General features: G+C 67.3%; 13 protein-coding genes. 4 read left to right on the forward strand and 9 right to left on the reverse strand.

Features of this window, described 5'->3' with window-relative positions; all coding sequences use genetic code 11:
* Positions 1 to 71 precede the first annotated feature (71 nt).
* Complete coding sequence (locus ACFFIC_RS23115) at positions 72 to 1571, reverse strand: CYTH and CHAD domain-containing protein (RefSeq protein WP_377054780.1); 1500 nt, start codon at positions 1569 to 1571, stop codon at positions 72 to 74.
* Positions 1572 to 1995: 424 nt separating this feature from the next.
* Here ACFFIC_RS23115 and ACFFIC_RS23120 point away from each other — a divergent pair, with 424 nt between their 5' ends.
* Positions 1996 to 3162: a glycosyltransferase family 4 protein gene (locus ACFFIC_RS23120; RefSeq protein ID WP_377054782.1), complete on the forward strand. Its 1167-nt coding sequence runs from the start codon at positions 1996 to 1998 to the stop codon at positions 3160 to 3162.
* A 37-nt stretch (positions 3163 to 3199) separates the two neighbouring features.
* Here the strand turns inward: ACFFIC_RS23120 and asd are convergent, their stop codons facing one another.
* Positions 3200 to 4090, reverse strand: coding sequence for an archaetidylserine decarboxylase (gene asd, locus ACFFIC_RS23125; protein ID WP_377054784.1), 891 nt, complete (start codon positions 4088 to 4090; stop codon positions 3200 to 3202).
* A 28-nt stretch (positions 4091 to 4118) separates the two neighbouring features.
* Here asd and ACFFIC_RS23130 point away from each other — a divergent pair, with 28 nt between their 5' ends.
* Complete coding sequence (locus ACFFIC_RS23130) at positions 4119 to 5801, forward strand: aminotransferase class III-fold pyridoxal phosphate-dependent enzyme (RefSeq protein ID WP_377054786.1); 1683 nt, start codon at positions 4119 to 4121, stop codon at positions 5799 to 5801.
* Positions 5802 to 5824: 23 nt separating this feature from the next.
* Here the strand turns inward: ACFFIC_RS23130 and ACFFIC_RS23135 are convergent, their stop codons facing one another.
* Together ACFFIC_RS23135 and ACFFIC_RS23140 are read right to left on the reverse strand one after the other, a co-directional pair.
* Positions 5825 to 6436, reverse strand: a complete 612-nt coding sequence (locus ACFFIC_RS23135) for a hypothetical protein (protein ID WP_377054788.1) — start codon at positions 6434 to 6436, stop codon at positions 5825 to 5827.
* The gene (locus ACFFIC_RS23140) at positions 6436 to 7158 is read right to left on the reverse strand and encodes a class I SAM-dependent methyltransferase (protein WP_377054790.1); all 723 of its coding nucleotides are present in this window, start codon (positions 7156 to 7158) and stop codon (positions 6436 to 6438) included. The genes ACFFIC_RS23135 and ACFFIC_RS23140 overlap by 1 nt, the downstream gene beginning before the upstream one ends.
* 367 nt (positions 7159 to 7525) lie before the next feature.
* Between ACFFIC_RS23140 and ACFFIC_RS23145 the strand changes: the two genes are divergently transcribed.
* Positions 7526 to 8680 carry a ceramide glucosyltransferase gene (locus tag ACFFIC_RS23145; protein WP_377054792.1) on the forward strand — a complete coding sequence of 385 codons (1155 nt, stop codon included), beginning with the start codon at positions 7526 to 7528 and terminating at the stop codon, positions 8678 to 8680.
* 70 nt (positions 8681 to 8750) lie between these two features.
* Here ACFFIC_RS23145 and ACFFIC_RS23150 read toward each other — a convergent pair whose 3' ends face one another.
* The 5 genes from ACFFIC_RS23150 to ACFFIC_RS23170 all read right to left on the reverse strand — a co-directional run bounded on the left by ACFFIC_RS23150 (position 8751) and on the right by ACFFIC_RS23170 (position 16709).
* Positions 8751 to 9239, reverse strand: a complete 489-nt coding sequence (locus tag ACFFIC_RS23150) for a UDP-2,3-diacylglucosamine diphosphatase (protein ID WP_377054794.1) — start codon at positions 9237 to 9239, stop codon at positions 8751 to 8753.
* Between the two features lie 178 nt (positions 9240 to 9417).
* Entirely contained in the window at positions 9418 to 9867 is a 450-nt protein-coding gene (locus tag ACFFIC_RS23155) for an NUDIX hydrolase (RefSeq protein ID WP_377054796.1), read from the reverse strand.
* Between the two features lie 293 nt (positions 9868 to 10160).
* On the reverse strand, positions 10161 to 10472 hold the full coding sequence (locus tag ACFFIC_RS23160) for a GNAT family N-acetyltransferase (RefSeq protein ID WP_377054798.1): 312 nt from the start codon (positions 10470 to 10472) through the stop codon (positions 10161 to 10163).
* A 405-nt stretch (positions 10473 to 10877) separates the two neighbouring features.
* On the reverse strand, positions 10878 to 11369 hold the full coding sequence (locus ACFFIC_RS23165) for a YciE/YciF ferroxidase family protein (protein WP_377054800.1): 492 nt from the start codon (positions 11367 to 11369) through the stop codon (positions 10878 to 10880).
* A gap of 996 nt (positions 11370 to 12365) precedes the next feature.
* A complete protein-coding gene (locus tag ACFFIC_RS23170) occupies positions 12366 to 16709 on the reverse strand; it encodes a choice-of-anchor I family protein (protein WP_377054802.1) in 4344 nt (1447 codons plus the stop codon).
* A 480-nt stretch (positions 16710 to 17189) separates the two neighbouring features.
* Here ACFFIC_RS23170 and ACFFIC_RS23175 point away from each other — a divergent pair, with 480 nt between their 5' ends.
* Positions 17190 to 17627, forward strand: coding sequence for a hypothetical protein (locus ACFFIC_RS23175; protein WP_377054804.1), 438 nt, complete (start codon positions 17190 to 17192; stop codon positions 17625 to 17627).
* Positions 17628 to 17678 lie beyond the last annotated feature (51 nt).

A 17678-nucleotide genomic window follows, 5' to 3' on the forward strand; every position in this document is an offset into this window, starting at 1 on the left:
TGATCCAAGACAGGCTGACGTTGTTCGGATGTCAGTTCCGTGTCAGTGCCGCAGGGAGGCGGCGGGCCGTCTCAGCCGACCGGCCGCGGAAGGGGCGCGTCCCTGAAAGCACGCCAGGCCTTCCGAAGATCGTGGTGGGCCTCCGCCCGCCGCGCATCGGCCCAGGCGCTCACGGCCAGCGCTGCCGGCGCCAGGGCCGCGTCGTTCTGCGCCAGGCGCCCGGCCAGGGTCACGGCCACGGCCGCATCGTTGAGCGCGCCCAGCTTCTCCTGAAGCAGCTTGCAGTGGTGCAGATAGGCCGACACGCGCTTCGCCTTGTGCAGCGGTGCGACGAACTCGATCCCGTAGCGGAGCTTCTTCAGCGCCTTGCGGAGCTCGTGCAGCTCCGCCTCGGAGCGGCGGCGGATATGCCGGCCGCGCCGCCGGGCCTTTCGCGCCAGTCGCTCCACCAGCCCCGGGGCGAGGTCCAGCAAGGGCTCGTCCATCGCGCCGCCACCCGCCTCGCCCGACAATGCCGCCGGATCCTCCGCCCAGGCCGTCAGGCCGAGCACGAGGCTTGTCAGGGCGGGGCGCCCGAACTCCTCCACCACGCGGCCATGGGCCGCGCGCCGCTCGGCCTCCGCCAGGGGGCGCAGGCGGTCGGCCTCCGCACCGGCCGCCTGCGGCAAGGTCTCGGCGACGAACACGTCCCAGTCGCGCGCCTCGCCCAGCACCCGCGCGAGGTCCCGCAAGCCGGCGGTGAAGCGCGCCTCGGTTTCCGCGGCGAGGCAAGGGCGGAACAGCGCCAGAAGGGCCCGCAGGCGGCGCGTGGCGATGCGCATCCCGTGCACCCCCTCCATCACGCCCGCCGCCGCGGCGGGCTGGTGTGCGAGGAGGGAGGCGAGAATGGCCGCGACGATCCGCCGGAACGCCTCCGCCGCGACGATGTCGTGCGGCAGGTCGATGTCCTGCGCCTTCGCGCCCCGGCGCGGCTCCCCCGTCAGCAGGCGCCAGCCGCGATCGGACTTGCTCTCGGCCCCAAGGACCAGGCGAAGATCGGCCTGGAGGCGCGCGGCCAGGCGGTGGAGCGCGGCCGGGCTTCCCCCCTTCAGCTCCAGCTCGGCCTCGCGGATGGCTTCGGTCCGTTTTCCGGCCTGGATGGTGCCCTCGTCCACCACGATCTCGATGGTCGCATCCTCGTGCCGCAGCCTCCGCAAGCGGCGCACCACCTCGGCCGTGAAAACGGGGATGAGTTCCCCTTCCAGGCCGGCGAGGGGCGTCTCCGCCAGTTGCCGCCGGTCCGGCTGGCCGCCCTTCACCGGCCATTCCCATTCCCCGCGCCCGAAGGGACCGCCCCCGTCGCGGAGCTTAAGGGTCTGCACCGAGCGGTTGCCGGCCCGCCGAAGGCGGAAGCTGGCGCCGGCCCGGGCGAAGGCGCGGTCCGCCGTGTCGAAATAGGTCGTCGTCTCGCGTGAGGGTGGTCCCGCCTCGCAACCGCGCAGCATGGGATGGCCGTCAAGCGCCGCGGGGTCGCCATCCGGCAGGAGGAACTTGATCTCGATCTCGGTGGGGCGAGGCTTTGGGGCGGTCATGGTGCGCTCGAACGCTGCGGGGAGGGAGCTGTTGCCGGAACCGTCGAGGTTATCATGAAAGCTTCACCCATCCGCCGCAAACATTTGCTTTGCGGGGGATGGGCCGGGCCCCGCCGATGACCGACGGCGCGACGACGATGAGGGAGCGACACGGCGTGCGGGCCAGCGCCCGGCCGGGCCCGTCAGGCGCTGGCCTGCCCCGGGTGATGGCGCTGCCGGTCCGGTGCCGCCATGCGCAGCATCGCGCGCCATGGGGCAAGGGCCCGGGCCGGTCGTCGAGGCGGGTCATGGAAGGTTCACGCCGGACTTCCCCGCCCGTCGCTATGAACCGCCCCGAAACCTGGCATGGTCATGGCGTGAACCCCACGGTCGCGGCGCACCCGTTCCGGACGGCGCCGGAATGCGCAGAAGTGGCAAGCGGCCCATGAAGCGGCCGGCGCATCCCGGCGATGCCGGCGCCCCCTGGCGCGTCGCGCGGCACATCACCGGCCCGGCCGTCCTCCACGGCGTGAGGAAGCCGGGCCACGCCCCCGCACCCCACGGCCTTGCCGGCGGACCGGACCACCTGCCCTGTTCCGCACGGATCCTCATCATCTCCGATGCCTGGCTGCCGCAGGTGAACGGCGTCGTGCGCACGCTCTCGACCGTGATGGAGCACCTCCGCCGCCGCGGCGACGTGGCGGAGGTCATCGGACCGGCGCATTTCCATACCCTGGCCCTGCCCTCCTATCCCGAGATCAGGCTGGCCCTCGTGCGCCGCCGGCGCCTGGCCGGGCTGATCGACGAATTCGCGCCGGACGCCATCCACATCGCGACGGAGGGGCCCCTGGGCTGGGCCGCCCGCGGCCTCTGCCGGCGCCGCGGCTGGCGCTTCACCACCTCCTTCCACACCCGCTTCCCGGAATACCTCCACATCCGTGCCCGCGTGCCCCTGGCCTGGTCCTGGGCGCTGCTGCGGCGCTTCCACGCGCCCGCCGCCGCCACCTTCGCTGCCACGGCATCCCTCCTGCGGGAACTGGAAGGGCGCGGCTTCCCCCGGCTGCGGCGCTGGTCGCGCGGGGTGGACCTCGGCCGCTTTCCGATGGAGCCGCGCGATCCCTGGGAAGGCTTGGCGCGGCCCGTCTTCCTTTATGCCGGCCGCGTCGCGGTGGAGAAGAACATCGGGGCCTTCCTTTCCCTCGACCTGCCGGGCTCGAAGGTGGTGGTGGGCGACGGGCCGCACCGTGCCGCGCTGCAGGAGCGGTTCCCGGAGGCGCACTTCACCGGCTACCGCGAGAACGGCGCCCTCGCCGCCGCCTATGCCGGCGCGGACGTGTTCGTCTTTCCTTCCCGCACCGACACCTTCGGGCTGGTGCTGCTGGAAGCGCTGGCGGCGGGCACGCCGGTGGCCGCCTATCCCGTGGCGGGGCCGCTGGACGTGCTCGGCGGCGCGGCGGAGCCGGTCGGCGCGCTGGACGAGGACCTGCGCGCCGCCTGCCTCGCCGCCCTCGGCCGCTGCCGCACGGCATGCCGCCGCCACGCCGCGGAATGGTCCTGGGAGGCCTCCGCCGCCCAGTTTCGCGGCGCGCTGGCAAGCCTGGCCGCGGACTGAACCGGCCATGCCCAAGCCGCGCGACGCGCGATCCGCGTCAGGCCTCCGCGCCCCCTGCGTCCGGCAGCCACATAAGAGGTTGGCCGGCGCGAATGTTGCCACCCTCCCGCAGCGCCTCATGCAGCCGGAACCCCGCGGGTGCGAAGAGGATGATCGTCGAGCCGTGCTGGAACCAGCCCATCTCCTCTCCCTTGCGCAGCGGCGCATTGCAGGAAATCTGCCGTGCGCCGCCCTGCCGCAGGTCCAGCAGGATATCGACAAAGCGAAAGCGGATACTCGCGACCAGGATGGCTGCCACGGGCACAAGCGTGATGCGGTAACCCGTACGCGCGAGCACGGCACGGATCGGCGCCCGCTCGTTGCGGCAGAACAACTTCTCAATGCGCTTCAGGGCGATTGGGTTCACGTTCCAGGTGTCGCCGGAGATATAGGTAACGGCTTCGACGCGCAGGTCGTGCGGCGCATGGAAGCGGTGGTACATGGCCGAGGTGAGCCGCAGTGTGACATAGGCGCCGCCCTCATGGGCCGCAGCCTCCCCCGCATCACCCAGCAGGTCCCGCAGCGGATAGGGAAAGCCCTTCACCTGCAGCACCTGGCCACCTTCCACCTGACCGGAGGCGCCGACGATCGCGTCGCAGGGACTAACGAGCAGCGCAGGGTCCGCGTCCGCCGGCCGCGCGCCCGGCTTCAGTTCCCGGATGAAGCAGTCGTGCAGGCTGCGGAAGGATGTCTTCCTCGCGTCGCTCAGGTCGAGATCGGCGAAGAGCCGCCAGAGGCCGATCGACAGGTCACGCACCACCGGATGCTCGATCCGGCTGAACCACCCGACGAAGCGCGTTGCCAGGCGCCGCGGAATGCGGTTGGTCAAAAGGAAGTTGATGTCCTCCTGCTGCGTGATGCGCGCGAGGGTGGATCGAAGCGTCGGCATGGCATCAACCTCGTGACAGGACGGTAGAATGTTGACCCAGTTTGGCGCCTTCGCGCCTTATCTTGCTGGCGCCGGGGTCTGCGCGGCCCTTCTCACCCGAGGCCGCGCGCGGCTCGCGCTCTCGCGCGCGAAGCACCGCTCGCTCACTGGGCATGTCCGCATGGCGCGGCGCGTGGCCGCGCTCATCCCTTTCTATGAGTTCAACGAAGATCGGTTCTTCAGCTCGGACGACGCAGCCGAGGAGGTCGTTGCACGGCGGCGCGAGGGCTTTGGTCGCCTGGGCGCGCTCTACCGCAAGCGCTTCCCGCGCACGGCGGCGATGACCGAGGAAATGAAGGCTGGTTTGCCGGACCTGCAGTTCACCGCGGCCTACCGCGTGCCCTTCCAGTACAGCCGCTTCGTCCGCCGACACCTCGCGGGCGGCAGCTTCCTGGCGTCCTCCGCGGGGGTGACGGTAACCGACCTCGACGGCAACGTCTTCTACGACCTCACCGGCTCCTACGGGGTGAATCTGCTCGGATACGACTTCTACAAGGCATGCATCGCCGAGGGATCGGCGCATGTGGAAGCGCTGGGGCCAGTCCTCGGCGCCTACCATCCCACCGTCGCGGAAAACGTCGCGCGCCTGCGGACCCTCTCCGGTCTCGACGAGGTGTCCTTCCACATGTCCGGCACCGAGGCGGTGATGCAGGCGGTGCGGCTCGCGCGCTACCACACCGGTCGATCGCACCTTGTGCGCTTCTCCGGCGCCTATCATGGCTGGTGGGGCGACGTGCAGCCGGGCATCGGCAACCCGGTGCCGGCGCGCGAGACCTATACCCTTGCCGAGATGTCCGACCGTGCGCTGCACGTGCTCCGCACGCGGCGGAACATCGCATGCGTCCTCGTCAACCCGCTCCAGGCGCTCCACCCGAACGCGGCAGCGCCGGCCGATTCCTCTCTCGTCGACAGCAGCCGCCAGGCCGGCTTCGACCGCGCCGCTTATGCCGACTGGCTGCGCCACCTCCGCGCCGTCTGCACGGAGCGCAACATCGTGCTCATTCTCGACGAGGTGTTCCTCGGCTTCCGCCTCGCGCCAGGCGGCACGCAGGAGTATTTCGGGGTGCGCGCAGATCTGGTGACCTACGGCAAAACGCTTGGCGGCGGCCTGCCGGTCGGCGTGCTCTGCGGCCGGCGCGCGCTGATGAAGCGCTTTCGGGATGAGAGCCCGGTGGATGTCTGCTTCGCGCGCGGAACCTTCAACGCCCATCCCTACGTCATGGGCACCATGCAAGCCTTCCTGCGCCGGCTGGAGCGGCCTGAGACCAGAGCGCTGTACGACGGGCTGGACGAGATCTGGGACGGGCGCGCGGCCGACCTCAACACCCGCCTCGCGGCGGAGGGCCTTCCCGTTAGTGTCGCCAATTTTTCGACGGTCTGGACCGTCCTCTACACCCGGCCCTCGCGCTACAACTGGATGCTGCAATACTACCTGCGAGCGGAGGGGCTGGCGCTGAGCTGGGTCGGCACCGGGCGGCTGATCTTCAGCCTGAACTACACCAACGCGGAGTTCGCCGAGGTGGCCGCCCGCTTCCTGGCCGCCGCCCGCACCATGCAGCGCGATGGCTGGTGGGATGGCCCTGCGACGACCAACCGGGCCCTCCGCCGCCGCGTGCTCCGGGAGATGCTGCTCCATCGCTGGCGCGGGCGGGCTAAAGGGCAGGTGGCGTAATGCTTTCACCGGGCAAGCCGGCGCTACCGCGCGTGCTTGCCCGCAGCCGAAGGATCCATCAGCTCGCCCCGGAGGAGATGGGTGGGCGCCTTGTGGTACAGCTTGATGTCATGGAAGGGGTCGGTGAGGATCTTCACGGCCCAGACCAAGCCCGTCCGCACGTCGCGGATGATGAAGAGCTGGACCATGCGGCATAGCAGCCCGCCGAGTCCGAGCGCCAGCCAGAGGTAGCCGGTGTTGCGCAGGAACTCGCCCAGCGTCCGGTGCGGCTCGACGGCCCCGAGCAGCGCGGGGTCCAGCAGCAGCAGCAGCGGCGACAGTGCCCAGACCGACATCAGCAGGATCTTGCGGTGGAGATTGTAGCCGATCTTGATCTCTTCCTTGTGCTCGTGCGTGGCCTGGTTCACGACGTCGTAGCCCTTGGGCTCGAAGAACAGGTGCCCGACCTGACGGCTCGTCATCGCTACGAGCCATCCGATCAGAGCCGCCACGGCAGGGTCCCTGAACATCATGATGTAAGCGACGACGAAGCTGATGGCGCTGAGCAGGTGGAGGCTCTGGTTGATGCGGCTGTGGTGATAGTAGCGGTGGTCGTCCCACCGCTGCTCGCGCAGGTGCTCAATGAAACCGTTCATCACGAATCCTTCTCTGGGAGGAAAAGCGTCGCATACCCTGGCGGGCTACCGTTCCCGGCGGCAGGGCGCATGCGTGCCGGCGAGGCCAGGGTTTTTTCAAAGCGGACCAGCGAGAAATGGCCGAGGGGTGGCAGCGGGCGCCGCTCGGCCAGCCGAACTCCGGCCGCGCCTGCTGCCCAATCGGCGTAGCGCCGCCACGGAAACTCCGTGCGCCAGCCCAGGCGGCTGGTCAGCGGCATCAGGCAGCGCTCGATCACCGCGCGCAGTCCCGTCTCGGCGCCGACCCGAGTGGTGATGACGATCTCGCCGCCGGTGCGCAGCACGCGCAGGAACTCGTCCAACGCCCGCTCAGGGTTTGGCACGGCGGTCACTACATACTGCGCCACCACCACGTCGAAGCAGCCATCCGGAAAAGCCAGGCGCTCTGCGTCCATGACGGCGAGCCCACCCACATGGCTCAGCCCCTGCCCAGCAACCCGCCCGCGCGCCTTCCAGAGCATGGGAGCCGAGATATCGAGGCCGAAGACAAGATTGCGCCGGTCATATCCGGCCAGCGACAGGCCGGTCCCGACCCCGACCTCGAGGATGCGGCCGCCGGTGCGCTCGGCCACCTCGATGGCCGCCCGCCTTCCCCGCCGGAAGACACGCCCGAACACGAGGTCATAGACGGGTGCCCATCGATCATAGGCCAGGGCAACGCGGTCTGCTTCCGGCTCGTGCATCGCGAAGTGTCCCTGAACCTCGTCCGATCAGGCCAAGCAAATGGCCATGCCCTGATGACAGGCCGATGTCGCCCCGGTGCAGCCTGGGTGACACGTTCCGGCTCGGTGGCGAGCGCATCTCCCACTGCTGGCGTTTGGCCGTGGAACCGGACCGCCTGGCGGGCCGCGGTGCCGGCAAGCGAGCGGATGCCGGCGCCCGCCGTGCCACGGTCCTGTCATCCAACCATCGCCGGCCCATCACGCGGCCCTGCCATCCTGGCCCGAGCAGAGGCGGCGGAGGCGGTAATCCGCCGCCTTGCTGATCCGATGTGGTCACGAGGAACATGGCCGAGGTGCTTACCGCCGTTCGCACGCCCCAAACCGCCGCATGACGCCCGACATCTGGGCCGGCGCGGCCAGCGCGATGCTGCTTGCCACCAATCTCGGCAGCATGGCGCTCGCCGCGCGGCGGCTCCGCCGGCGGGAGCGCCTCCACGCGTCCCGCGGGGATCCCGTGACGATCATCCGCCCGGCCTGCGGCCTGGAACCCTTCGTGGAGGCGACGCTCGCGAGCAGCTTCGCGCTCGATCATCCCGCCTATGAGGTGATCTTCTGCGTCGACCGCGCCGACGATCCCGTGGTGCCGCTCATCCGCCGGCTGATCGCCGCCCATCCTGCCGCCGGGGCTCGCCTGCTGATCGGCGGCGACCGGGTGAGCGGCAACCCGAAGTTGAACAACTGCGTCAAGGGCTGGCAAGCTGCGCAGCACGACTGGATCGTTCTGGCGGACTCCAACGTGCTGCTCCCGCCGGACTACCTGGAGCAACTGCTCAAGTGCTGGCGGCCCGACACCGGGCTGGTCTGCTCGACCCCTCTCGGCACCCGCGCGGAAGGGTTCTGGGCCGCCGTGGAATGCGCCTTCCTCAACACCCATCAGGCCCGGTGGCAATATGCCGGGGAGGCCTGCGGCTTCGGCTTTGCCCAGGGCAAGAGCATGCTGTGGCACAAACCCTTCCTGGAGGAGCAGGGCGGCATCCGCGCGCTGGCCGCGGAGATCGCCGAGGACGCGGCGGCCACCAAGCTCGTCCGCCGTGCGGGCAAGCGCGTGCGCCTTGTCGACTCCCCCTTCGAGCAACCGCTCGGCCGCCGCAGCGCGGCGCAGGTTTGGCGGCGCCAGCTGCGCTGGGCGCGGCTGCGCCGGATCACCTTCCCACTCTTCTTCGCGCCGGAGATCGCGACCACCCCTGCTCTGCCGCTGCTGCTCGCGCTCCTTGCCGCGCGGGCCTCAGGCGGCGATCCCCTGCTTGCCGCGGCCGGGATCATCCTGGCCTGGTACGGCGCCGAAGCGGCACTTGCGCGCGCCAAGGGCTGGCCGCTGTCCTGGCGCATCGTTGCCGCCTTTCCCGTCCGGGACGCGATGATGCTCGGCCTCTGGCTGCTCGGCTGGACCAGCGGGACGACGGTATGGCGTGGCAACACGCTGCCGCTGGCCGCAAAGGGCGGGATGGCGGACGGGAGGGCGGAGGCGGCGGGCTCAACCTGAAGTGCCGGCGTGGCGACTACGCCAGCCCGGGATCACGGAAGAAAGCACCGGGCGGGCCGCTGGCCTGCCTTCAACTCGCATCCACCGCGGTATCGAGCGCCGGCTCCGCGGCGCGCCGCGGGCGGAAGAAGGACAGCTTGCGCTCCTCCGCCCAGGCCACCAGTTCGAAGCGCCCGTCGAAATGCTCCACGAGCGCGGTGCAGCTCTCCACCCAGTCGCCATCGTTCCTGTAGACGATGCCGCCGTTCTCGCGCATCTCGGCGTGGTGGATGTGCCAATCCCGGAACTTCTCGTCGTGGTTGCCGGGGATATAGGTGACCGCCGAGCCATGCCGCGCATGTCGCAGAACCAGGCGGATCACCTCGTCATGATGCGCATCCCAGTACCATGACTTGCGGAGCCGCCACCCATCCACGATGTCGCCGACAAGATAAAGCTGCTCGCAAGCCATGGAGCGCAGAAAGTCGGCCAGGAATTCCGCACGGCATCCGCGCGTGCCCACATGAACGTCCGAAATGAACACGCTGCGATACTGCCGGGTCGCTTCGGCGTGCTGCATATAGATAAATTGTTCCTGATGCCCTCCTGGGTGGGCGAGGAAGTGACGCATGACCCTCGCTATCGCAAAGCCACGATCTTAGCTCGCCTGCTGCACGACGGCAGACGCGAACAGGCGAGAATGAAGACGGCGCCAGAGCAAGCGTTATCGGACGTACGCCCTGGCTGGATTATCGGTATCATCCCCCTGGAACCGTAAGGCGCAGCAAGAGCGTGACCAGACCACACTCCTCGACCTCCATGGCTGCCTGAGCGGGTGTAAACCAGCGTGTCTCGCGCTGCCCTTGCTCAGGCCAGGTTTCCAGTTGCTGCACAACCCACAGGGGGAAGACACCGACTTTGCAGTGCCTTGAACGGCCATCGCGCAGGCGTTTGCGATAGCAGTAAAAGCCGATCGGGTTTGAATCGACCTTGCCAACTAGACCTGCCTCCTCGAACGCCTCCTTGGCTGCCAGCTCGTGTGGTGCCAGATCCGGTTCGGCCCAGCCTTTGGGCAGCACCCAACGTCGGGTTTCGCGACTGGTCACCAGCATCACCCTGACTTCACCCTCCCGGATCGCAAGGGGCAGTGCTGCAAACTGCTTTCCAGCCCGCTTTTTCGACGTGCGTGTCCTTTCCTTTTTTGTCATACCCTCCCGGGCGTCCTCCACACGCTGATGTTTTCAGCGCTAAATTGGTATGTTGTCGGAAGAATGCCCTTGTAGATGCAGGCGGTGCATGAAGAATTCGAGAAAAGACAGGAGTTCTGCACGCGTGCGTCCGGTGCTGCATCTTCGCTGCTCGTTCGAAGGAGGCGCTGCCACACACGAAGCGTCTGAGCCAAAGTCACACGTTAGGAGATCAGGGAGAATTTGTGAGATCCGGCAATGAACGTCAGGCCGCAACCCACGCACAATTCATTAACCATCCTCGACCAGATCTGTCAGGCCTTGCTGCCATGCCGGTGAACAGGACCCCTTGGATCTTGCTCCGGGGCTGTTGGATCCAGTGCCATTTCGAGCCGCTCCGCAACCTTGATAGATGCTAGATTGCTGGGGGCGATGTAGCTAACCAGCCCGCCGTAACCGAGCGCCCCTCCTGCCCGGTCCCGCAATGCGGCCACAGCCTCCGTTGCGTAGCCGAAGCCTTTGTAATCTTCGTAAACCAGCTCAGCAAAGCCCTTTTCAGGGAACAGAGGCCCATCGTTGATGTCGACCTGGCCCACGCACATTCCAGTGTCGCGGTGGTCGACCATGAGTGCACCATGTCCAAACAGTGACCAACGGACAATGTCATGGCAGAACGCCCCCCCCAAGTCGCTCGTTTGCTAAAGGGACCGCCCATACTCTCGGCGTGCTGTGATGCCATGAGGCGCTGGTACGCTGGGAAGTCACCTTCGACGCGAGCACGAAGAAGCAGTTTTTTGTCGCCAGCATCGGGATGCCCCGTCGGGCCAGGATGTCCATACGTGGGGACCAACAATTTGGAGGTACCCGGCGGTGTTCTCCACACGTCCATGAACAAACGGAGCTGGACCAGGAGCAGGTCCGGGTTCCATCCCTGTGGTAGAGATGTGGTCAAGATCGCTGTTGCAGAATTTTGCCTGCGGCGACAACAGAGACTGCTCGCCTTGCATCGGCTCAGCAGAGAAATCCAGCCGTTACACGCTTGCCTCAGCGTTGAGCTTCTCCGCTAGCTCGGTGAGGAATACGTCGGTCGCCTTCTCCTCTTCCAGAGTGGTGTTCAGGAGTTCCGCTGCGTCCAGATTACCAAGTTTCCGCGCCCAGGCGACGAGGGCACCATACCGGGCAATTTCGTAGTGTTCGATCGCCTGCACAGAGGCGATCAGCACGGCATCAGCTGCTTGTGTACCGCCGAAGTCATCCATGTCCTCTTCCATCTCGGCAGCCAATCCCTGAATGGCTTCGCTGGTCTTGGATTGGGGTTTCTTGCCAATGCTCTCAAACACCTGCTCCAGGCGATCGAGTTGTGCGGCGCTCTCCCGACCATGTTTTTCGAAAGCTTGTTTAAGTTCGAGGTCGGATGCAGCCTTGGCCAACTTCTTGAGAGATCGAACTGACTGCCTTTCCGCGTAGTAGATGTCTTTCAGCGTTTCATGGAATGCATCTGCCAATGTCTTTTCCTTGGCCATAGTCCGGCTCTCCTGCTGCTGGTTCAACAACGTTGGGCATCGCAAGCCGGTCGTTCCGAGGAACAAATGTAGCGAACCGGACATGTTCATCCGGAATCGATGACGTGCCGCGGAGGCATGCCCAATTCAGCTAGGCGACAGCGCCAATACCGCGAGCGCACGGTGCCCCCAATCGCCATCCGGGATGCCCGAAGGGTTTGTAGGACGGCATACAACCATGGGTAGGTAGCGTAGAGTTGGGTAGGCAGCTTACGAGGCGGCGTGATTGTAGAGGTAAGCGAGCACATGCGGGTTCTGGAGACGAGGAGCTATCTGTCTTGCCGGTTTCAAATCGGCGAGGAAACGACCAGCGGTTGGACGGTGGTGGTGTACCCGCCGAAGCAAGAAGAGCCAGTCACTCTGCAGTGCAATGATCCTGCTGGGCTGTCGGGCCTCATTGCTCAAGCGAAGGCAAGGGCGGCAGAGTTCGAAGCCGTGATTGCTTCCGCACCGCCTGCATAGGCATTTCCAGCACGAGCGAGGCAAGCGGGATCCAGGACCATGGATCCCAACACAGCGCTTGAGAATTGGGGGAAGGACGCGATGATCGGGCGGCCCCGGGGATGGGACAGCCTGAATGACGCCGATCAGTACGTTGATCGCGATGACGGTCAGAGCAACCAAGCAAGATCCGCAATGACAACTAGCTCGCCACTCCTCTGAATGTCCTCGAGGGCGAGCCTACTAGGTCAAGCATGCTCTCCATGAGCAGCATTCGCGCGAAGAACCCTACCATGAGGCTCAACCGCCTCTTACGACGCACGCCACCACGCGTCCTCCACGGCAGGACACCAAGCCAAGTCGCCGCGGGTGCCTGAGAGCCCGATGTAGGCTCGCTCCCCCGGACACCAAGAACCCTGAGGACGCGGCAGGCCAGACGATCTCACTCGCGCGCGCCTCATCGCTTGAGCAGCCAAGAGTCTCAGAACCGGGCAGTTCGTGAAGGACACAACACCCCTAGCCAAAGATGAAATCACTTTGCGTCAGTGACAGGAGGGACACATTCGTCAGCGTGACGGTGTTTCCCATCTCACTGGTGATCACGACGTCGGATTCCTCCTGCTGACTGGCAGCCATAACCTGCTCGAAACTGGCAAATTCACCCGGAGCGAACCGGATCAGGTCGTCGTTGGCAGAGGATTGGCCGAAATCGACAATCGTGTCCCAGCCCCATCCGGGCGCGAACACGAATTCATCGTTCCCTTCCTCGCCAACGAGGTGGTCGTCCCCGGCTTCACCGATGATGAGGTCGCCGCCCTTCCCGCCGACCAGCGTGTCGGCCCCGGCACCGCCACGCAGCTCGTCGGCCTCCTCGCCACCGAGCAGAATGTCGTTCCCGGTGCCGCCCGACAGCGTGTCGCGGCCAGCCTCGCCGGCCAGCACGTCGTCGCCGGCATCGCCGTTTAGGTCATCGTCGCCCGCCTGCCCGCTGAGCAGGTCGGCGCCCTGGCCACCGGAGGCGGTGTCATCCCCCAAGCCGCCGGCGACTGTGTCGCGGCCGAGCCCGCCAGCGAGACGGTCATTGCCGGCTTCGCCGAGAAGGACGTCCTCGCCGGCGCCGCCCTCGAGGTCGTCATTCTCTGTGCCACCGTAGAGGAGGTCCGTGCCATCGCCGCCGAGCAGGAGATCCGCCCCGGCCTCGCCACTGAGCAGGTCCGTGCCGGCGCCACCGGTGATCTTGTCGGCACCGCCTCCACCGCTCAACGTATCATTGCCGTCCAGCCCTGCCAGCACATCCGGCCCGTCCTGGCCAACGAGGGCGTCGTCGCCGCTTCCGCCGGTCTGCGGCGGACCGAGCACCGTGTCCTCGCGCAGGGCCAGGTTCTGGATCCGCTCGTCGCCCGCAGGTGTCGTGTCCGAGACCGCATAGGCAGCACCGGGCGTCGCATGCTCGGCGCGCAGGTACTCGGCAAGGGCATCCTGCTCGCTGCCGCGCGCGGCAAAAGCCGCGGCGCCCTCGCCGAGCGAGGCGCTGTTCAGAAGGTCCTGCCGGCTGTCGGCGTAAAGACCGATCGGGTAGCCGTCGCCGCCATCCGCGAGGAAGCTGAGCGTGACCATTTTGATGGCCCGTTCGGCATCCCCCACCAGCGCGCCGTCCCGCACCACCGTGTCCAGCACCGCGCCGTCCTCATCCAGGATCACGAGGTTCTGCACTCGGGTGCCGGCGCGTTGCACCGATCCGTCGACGTTCAGGACTTGGGAGGTCGCGGCCGGGTCGTAGCTGAAGGACACGCCGCCGACCTGGCCGAAAGAACCGGGCGTGGCACCCGGAGCCACGCCCGCCACGGCATGCTCGAAAATGCGGACCAGCTCCTCCGCCGAGACGGAGACCAGGGAAAGCGCGTTGTTGAAGCGAAGCGAATTCTCGATGTCGAGTTGGCTGATCGCGCCCTCGGGTTTCCCGGCGGCCGGATTAGCCTGGGGCGGCAGTTCGCCGGCCAGCGCGCCGGTGCCGACCGCGCCGATCTCCGCGCGGATGCCGCCACCGTTCTTGATGGACACGGCGACGCCCGCATCGACCTGCTTCGCGACGAAAAGGTTCGCGTCGGCGGTGAGGCTGCCGAGGTTGGTCTCCTCCGTCCTCACCTCGCCGCGCCGGCCCTCCAGGTAGACATCGGTGTAGCCGAGGAGGTTACCGTCCTTCTGCGTGATGACGGCGGCGACCGCATCCGTAAGCTCGCGCACCGCGCCACCCCGTGTGCCCTCGGCGTAGGCGTCGTCGGCGCCCCAGAGGGAGGCAACGGTGGCATCGGTCGTGGCATAGGCCCCGGACACCACCGGATCGACGCTGGCGGGGATGATGTCCCCATTCGCATCGAAGGTGACCACGAGGCGCCCGACATAGGCATATTCGTTGCCGGTGTTGACCACGGCCGTTGACTTGCCATCGGCCGCGGTGACGAAGACGGGATAGGCCTGGTCCGCAGTGTCGCCGGGCTGGAGGGCATCGGTTCCATCGGCGAAGACCGCGTGGCTGCCGCCGGCGACGATGACGTCCACGCCGCTCAGCCTGCCGGCCAGGTCAAGCTCCAGCTGGTACTGCTGCAGGTGGCTGAGCAGGACGATCTTATCGATTCCCTGCGCGGTCATTTGGTCGACATAGGGCTGCAGGATCGTGGCCAGCTCGGCGGTGTTGTCCACCCCGCCATCGGCCGCCGGGTCCAGCACCCGGACCCCGCCGGGGGAGGAGATGGAGGCGAGGAGCTGGGTGGTCAGCCCGAGCACGCCGATGGTCTCGCCGCCCTCGGTCATGGTGGTCCAGGGCGAGACCTGCTGGTCCGCCGCCTCGGCGGTGAGGGACGCGGCGTCGGACAGGTCGGAGGCCGTGGTGGCATAGGTCGCGGCGTCGCGCAGGGCGGCCGTGAAAAGGGGGCGCAAGGCAGGGTCGGCACTGAAGTCGAGGTTGGCGGAAAGATAGGGGAACAGCGCGCCGATGGAGGTGACCGACGCCGCCGTGCTCCCCGCGGACTTCGTCACGTCGATCGCCGCCGCCACGGCCGCGCTGCCGAAGTCGAACTCATGGTTGCCGAAGGTGCTCGCCTGCACACCGAGCGCGTTGAGGATGGCGATGTCCACCGTGGCCGGGTTCAGCGCGAGCCCGGCGAGGTCGCTGGCGGGCACGCCCAGCAGCCAAGCGTAGAGATCCTGGACCTCGTCCCGCACCGAAGGGTCGGTGCCGGCCGCGTTGAAGGGGCTGGGAATATAGTTGTCGCCGGACGACAGGGTGATGCTGTTGGCGACGCTGTCCTCCAGCTTGTCCACAATGGCCGCGAAGCGGCTGGCCCGGGTGGTTGCCGCGAGCCCGGCCTCGAAGTCGGAGGCGTGGAGGATCTGCAGAGTGAAGCTGCCATCTCCCGAGGCGAGGTCGTGCGCCGTGGTCACGCCGGATCCTTCGTTGGGCGAGATGAGCAACGGCGCGCCGGCGGGCGCGTCCTCGGCGGGCACGAAGCGGATGACCTCGGGTGCGTCCTCCGTCGCGATGAGCCCGGCATACTCCACCTGCGAGGGGGAATTGATGGCGAAGGACATGACGGAGTCCGCCCGCTCCAGTGCCACGAAGGCGTAGAGCTGCCCTTCCACGACCCCGAGCGAGATGCTCTCGGGCTCCGGCCCCTTGCTGTCGGAGCGGTTGTCGTCGAACAGGTCGGGGCGCGCCTGGAGCAGCATGCGCTCGATCAGGTCGCCGGAGTCGTAGGTTTGCACGAGGCCCGTCTCGGTTGCCTCCCAGATGGAGAAGCTGCGTCCGCCCAGGGCGTGGAGGACGTCGATGTCGCCATCACCGTCCGTGTCGCCGTCAACCGCGGATACCTCCAGCCGGCCGAGCGCCGCCGCTGCCTGGACCGCGGCGACGCCGGCGGCCCCGCCGAAGCTCGCCTCGTCAAGATTGAGGGCGCTCACGCGGGCAAGGTCGCTGTAGCCACCCCACTCCGTCGCGTCGCCCTCGTTGGCGGTGACCAGGTAGGTCCGACCGTCACGCTCGAAGCTCGCGATCCCGTCCGGCATGTACATGCTGCGCACCGGCGCGGTCACGATGCCCGGCCCGCCATCCCGGTCGGAGGGGTCGAGGCCGTTGCCCTCGGCCGAATGGTCCTTGGTGCCGAGCGCGAAGATGTTCGTGTAGCTCAGCGTGTCCAGGTCAAGGACGGCGATCGCGTTGTTCTCCTGCAAGGTGACGTAAGCCTTGGTGCCGTCGGCGGAGATCGTGATGTATTCCGGCTCGAGATCGGTCGCGGCCGTGACGCCGGCAACGCCGGTGATCCGCACGCCGGCGGCGCGCAAGGCCTCCGTGTCGAAGCCGCCGAAGCCGAGGAAGGTGCTGGCGCCGCTGGACACATCGATCACGGCCACGCCGCCCGCCGGGTCTCCGGAGGCATCCACGCCGTAGCCGGCGTTCGGCTCCCCCTCGATGGCGACGAGCAGGCGGCTGCCATCCGGGGTGAAGGTGACCATATCCGGCACGGCGCCCGCCTGAACCCGCCGGACGAGTGCGGCGCCACTTCCGTCGGCGGCCAGGCCATAGAAGGCGACCGTGCCGTCGCTGCCGGGCGCCGGACCGTCATAGGCCACTGCGACGACGTCGCCGTGAACTGCCACGCTGTTGCCTGTTCCCAGCGGGCCGAGGTCGGCGCGCGGCAGGTTGAACCGAAGAGTGCCGTCGGAAGCGTCGAGTGCCTCCACGCCAGTTGGCCCAAGCGCCAGCACGAGCCCGCTTCGCGGATCAAAGGCGACCACTTCGGAGCCGCCGGCGGCGGTGTCGGAACTGTTTCTGGTCCACAGAAGGGTTCCGGTGGTGCTGGCCATCGTCATTGCGCTCCCGTGAGGTCATGAACACACGTCTCAGGCGGGTCCGGTTACAGGGAGGCAATCGCTCCATCATGCGCGGCCATATGACACTTAGGCTGATCGCGAAGTTGTTTATGACGCGCCTTCAGAATGCGCCGCGTGGAATGTGCTGCCGGCCCCATCAGGCTCCACACGCCTGTAGGCACCGCCATAGAATGGCGAGGCATTGCGGCCCGGCAGCAAGCGGGCTTCAGGCCTGGCAGCCCCACTTTGACCCGCGCCTAAACTGGCGTGGATCATTGCGACGTCGGCCGCAGCCCACGTAGGTTTCCCCCTTGCTTCAGCTTTCAAGCTGCTCGAGCACCAAACTTAGGAGTGTGTCCGGGTAACGGCTGATTGGGCTCGGCAGGCGGTGGTTCGCCTGGCGGCATAACGAAGGGCTTTCGGCCCTTGAAGGTGGATGAGATCTGGCTGTTGTCGCCCTCAATGTAAGAGTTCGTGCCCCAGGAGCATTCTGCGCATCTGGCCCGCGAGATCGTGGCGAAGGAGTTCGATCTCTCGGCCATTCTCGCGGCTGAGGCAGAGACCGAACTGGCGACAGAGGTCGAGGGCTGGCTGGCGCAGGCCGAGGGGACCGATGTCGAGGAGGATGCCGCTCTCGGCGCTGAGCGGTACGGCGGCGAGATGCGGGCCAGGATGCGCGACAGAGAGCGTCGCCTGGGACAGATCCGTGCCGCGAGGGCGGAGCTTGAGGCCGAGCCGCAGGCCGCTACAACTGCCAGGCTGGATCCTGGCACCGGGCATTGTAGCAGCAGGGGGACCCCGGCTGATGGAAGTGCCCCATGGCATCCTGCCCCAGGTGCTCCCGATCATGCTGCTCAGGCCTTCTGCTTCTTCGAGAGCAACACCCGTTCAGCCTCCATCCTAGATGTTTGATCCCAGGGTTTGATGGTGCAGTCTTTTCCCCTGAGTGGAAGGACGCACTAT

Origin of the sequence: Muricoccus vinaceus (genome assembly GCF_042433125.1) — a bacterium.
Lineage (GTDB): Bacteria > Pseudomonadota > Alphaproteobacteria > Acetobacterales > Acetobacteraceae > Roseomonas > Roseomonas vinacea.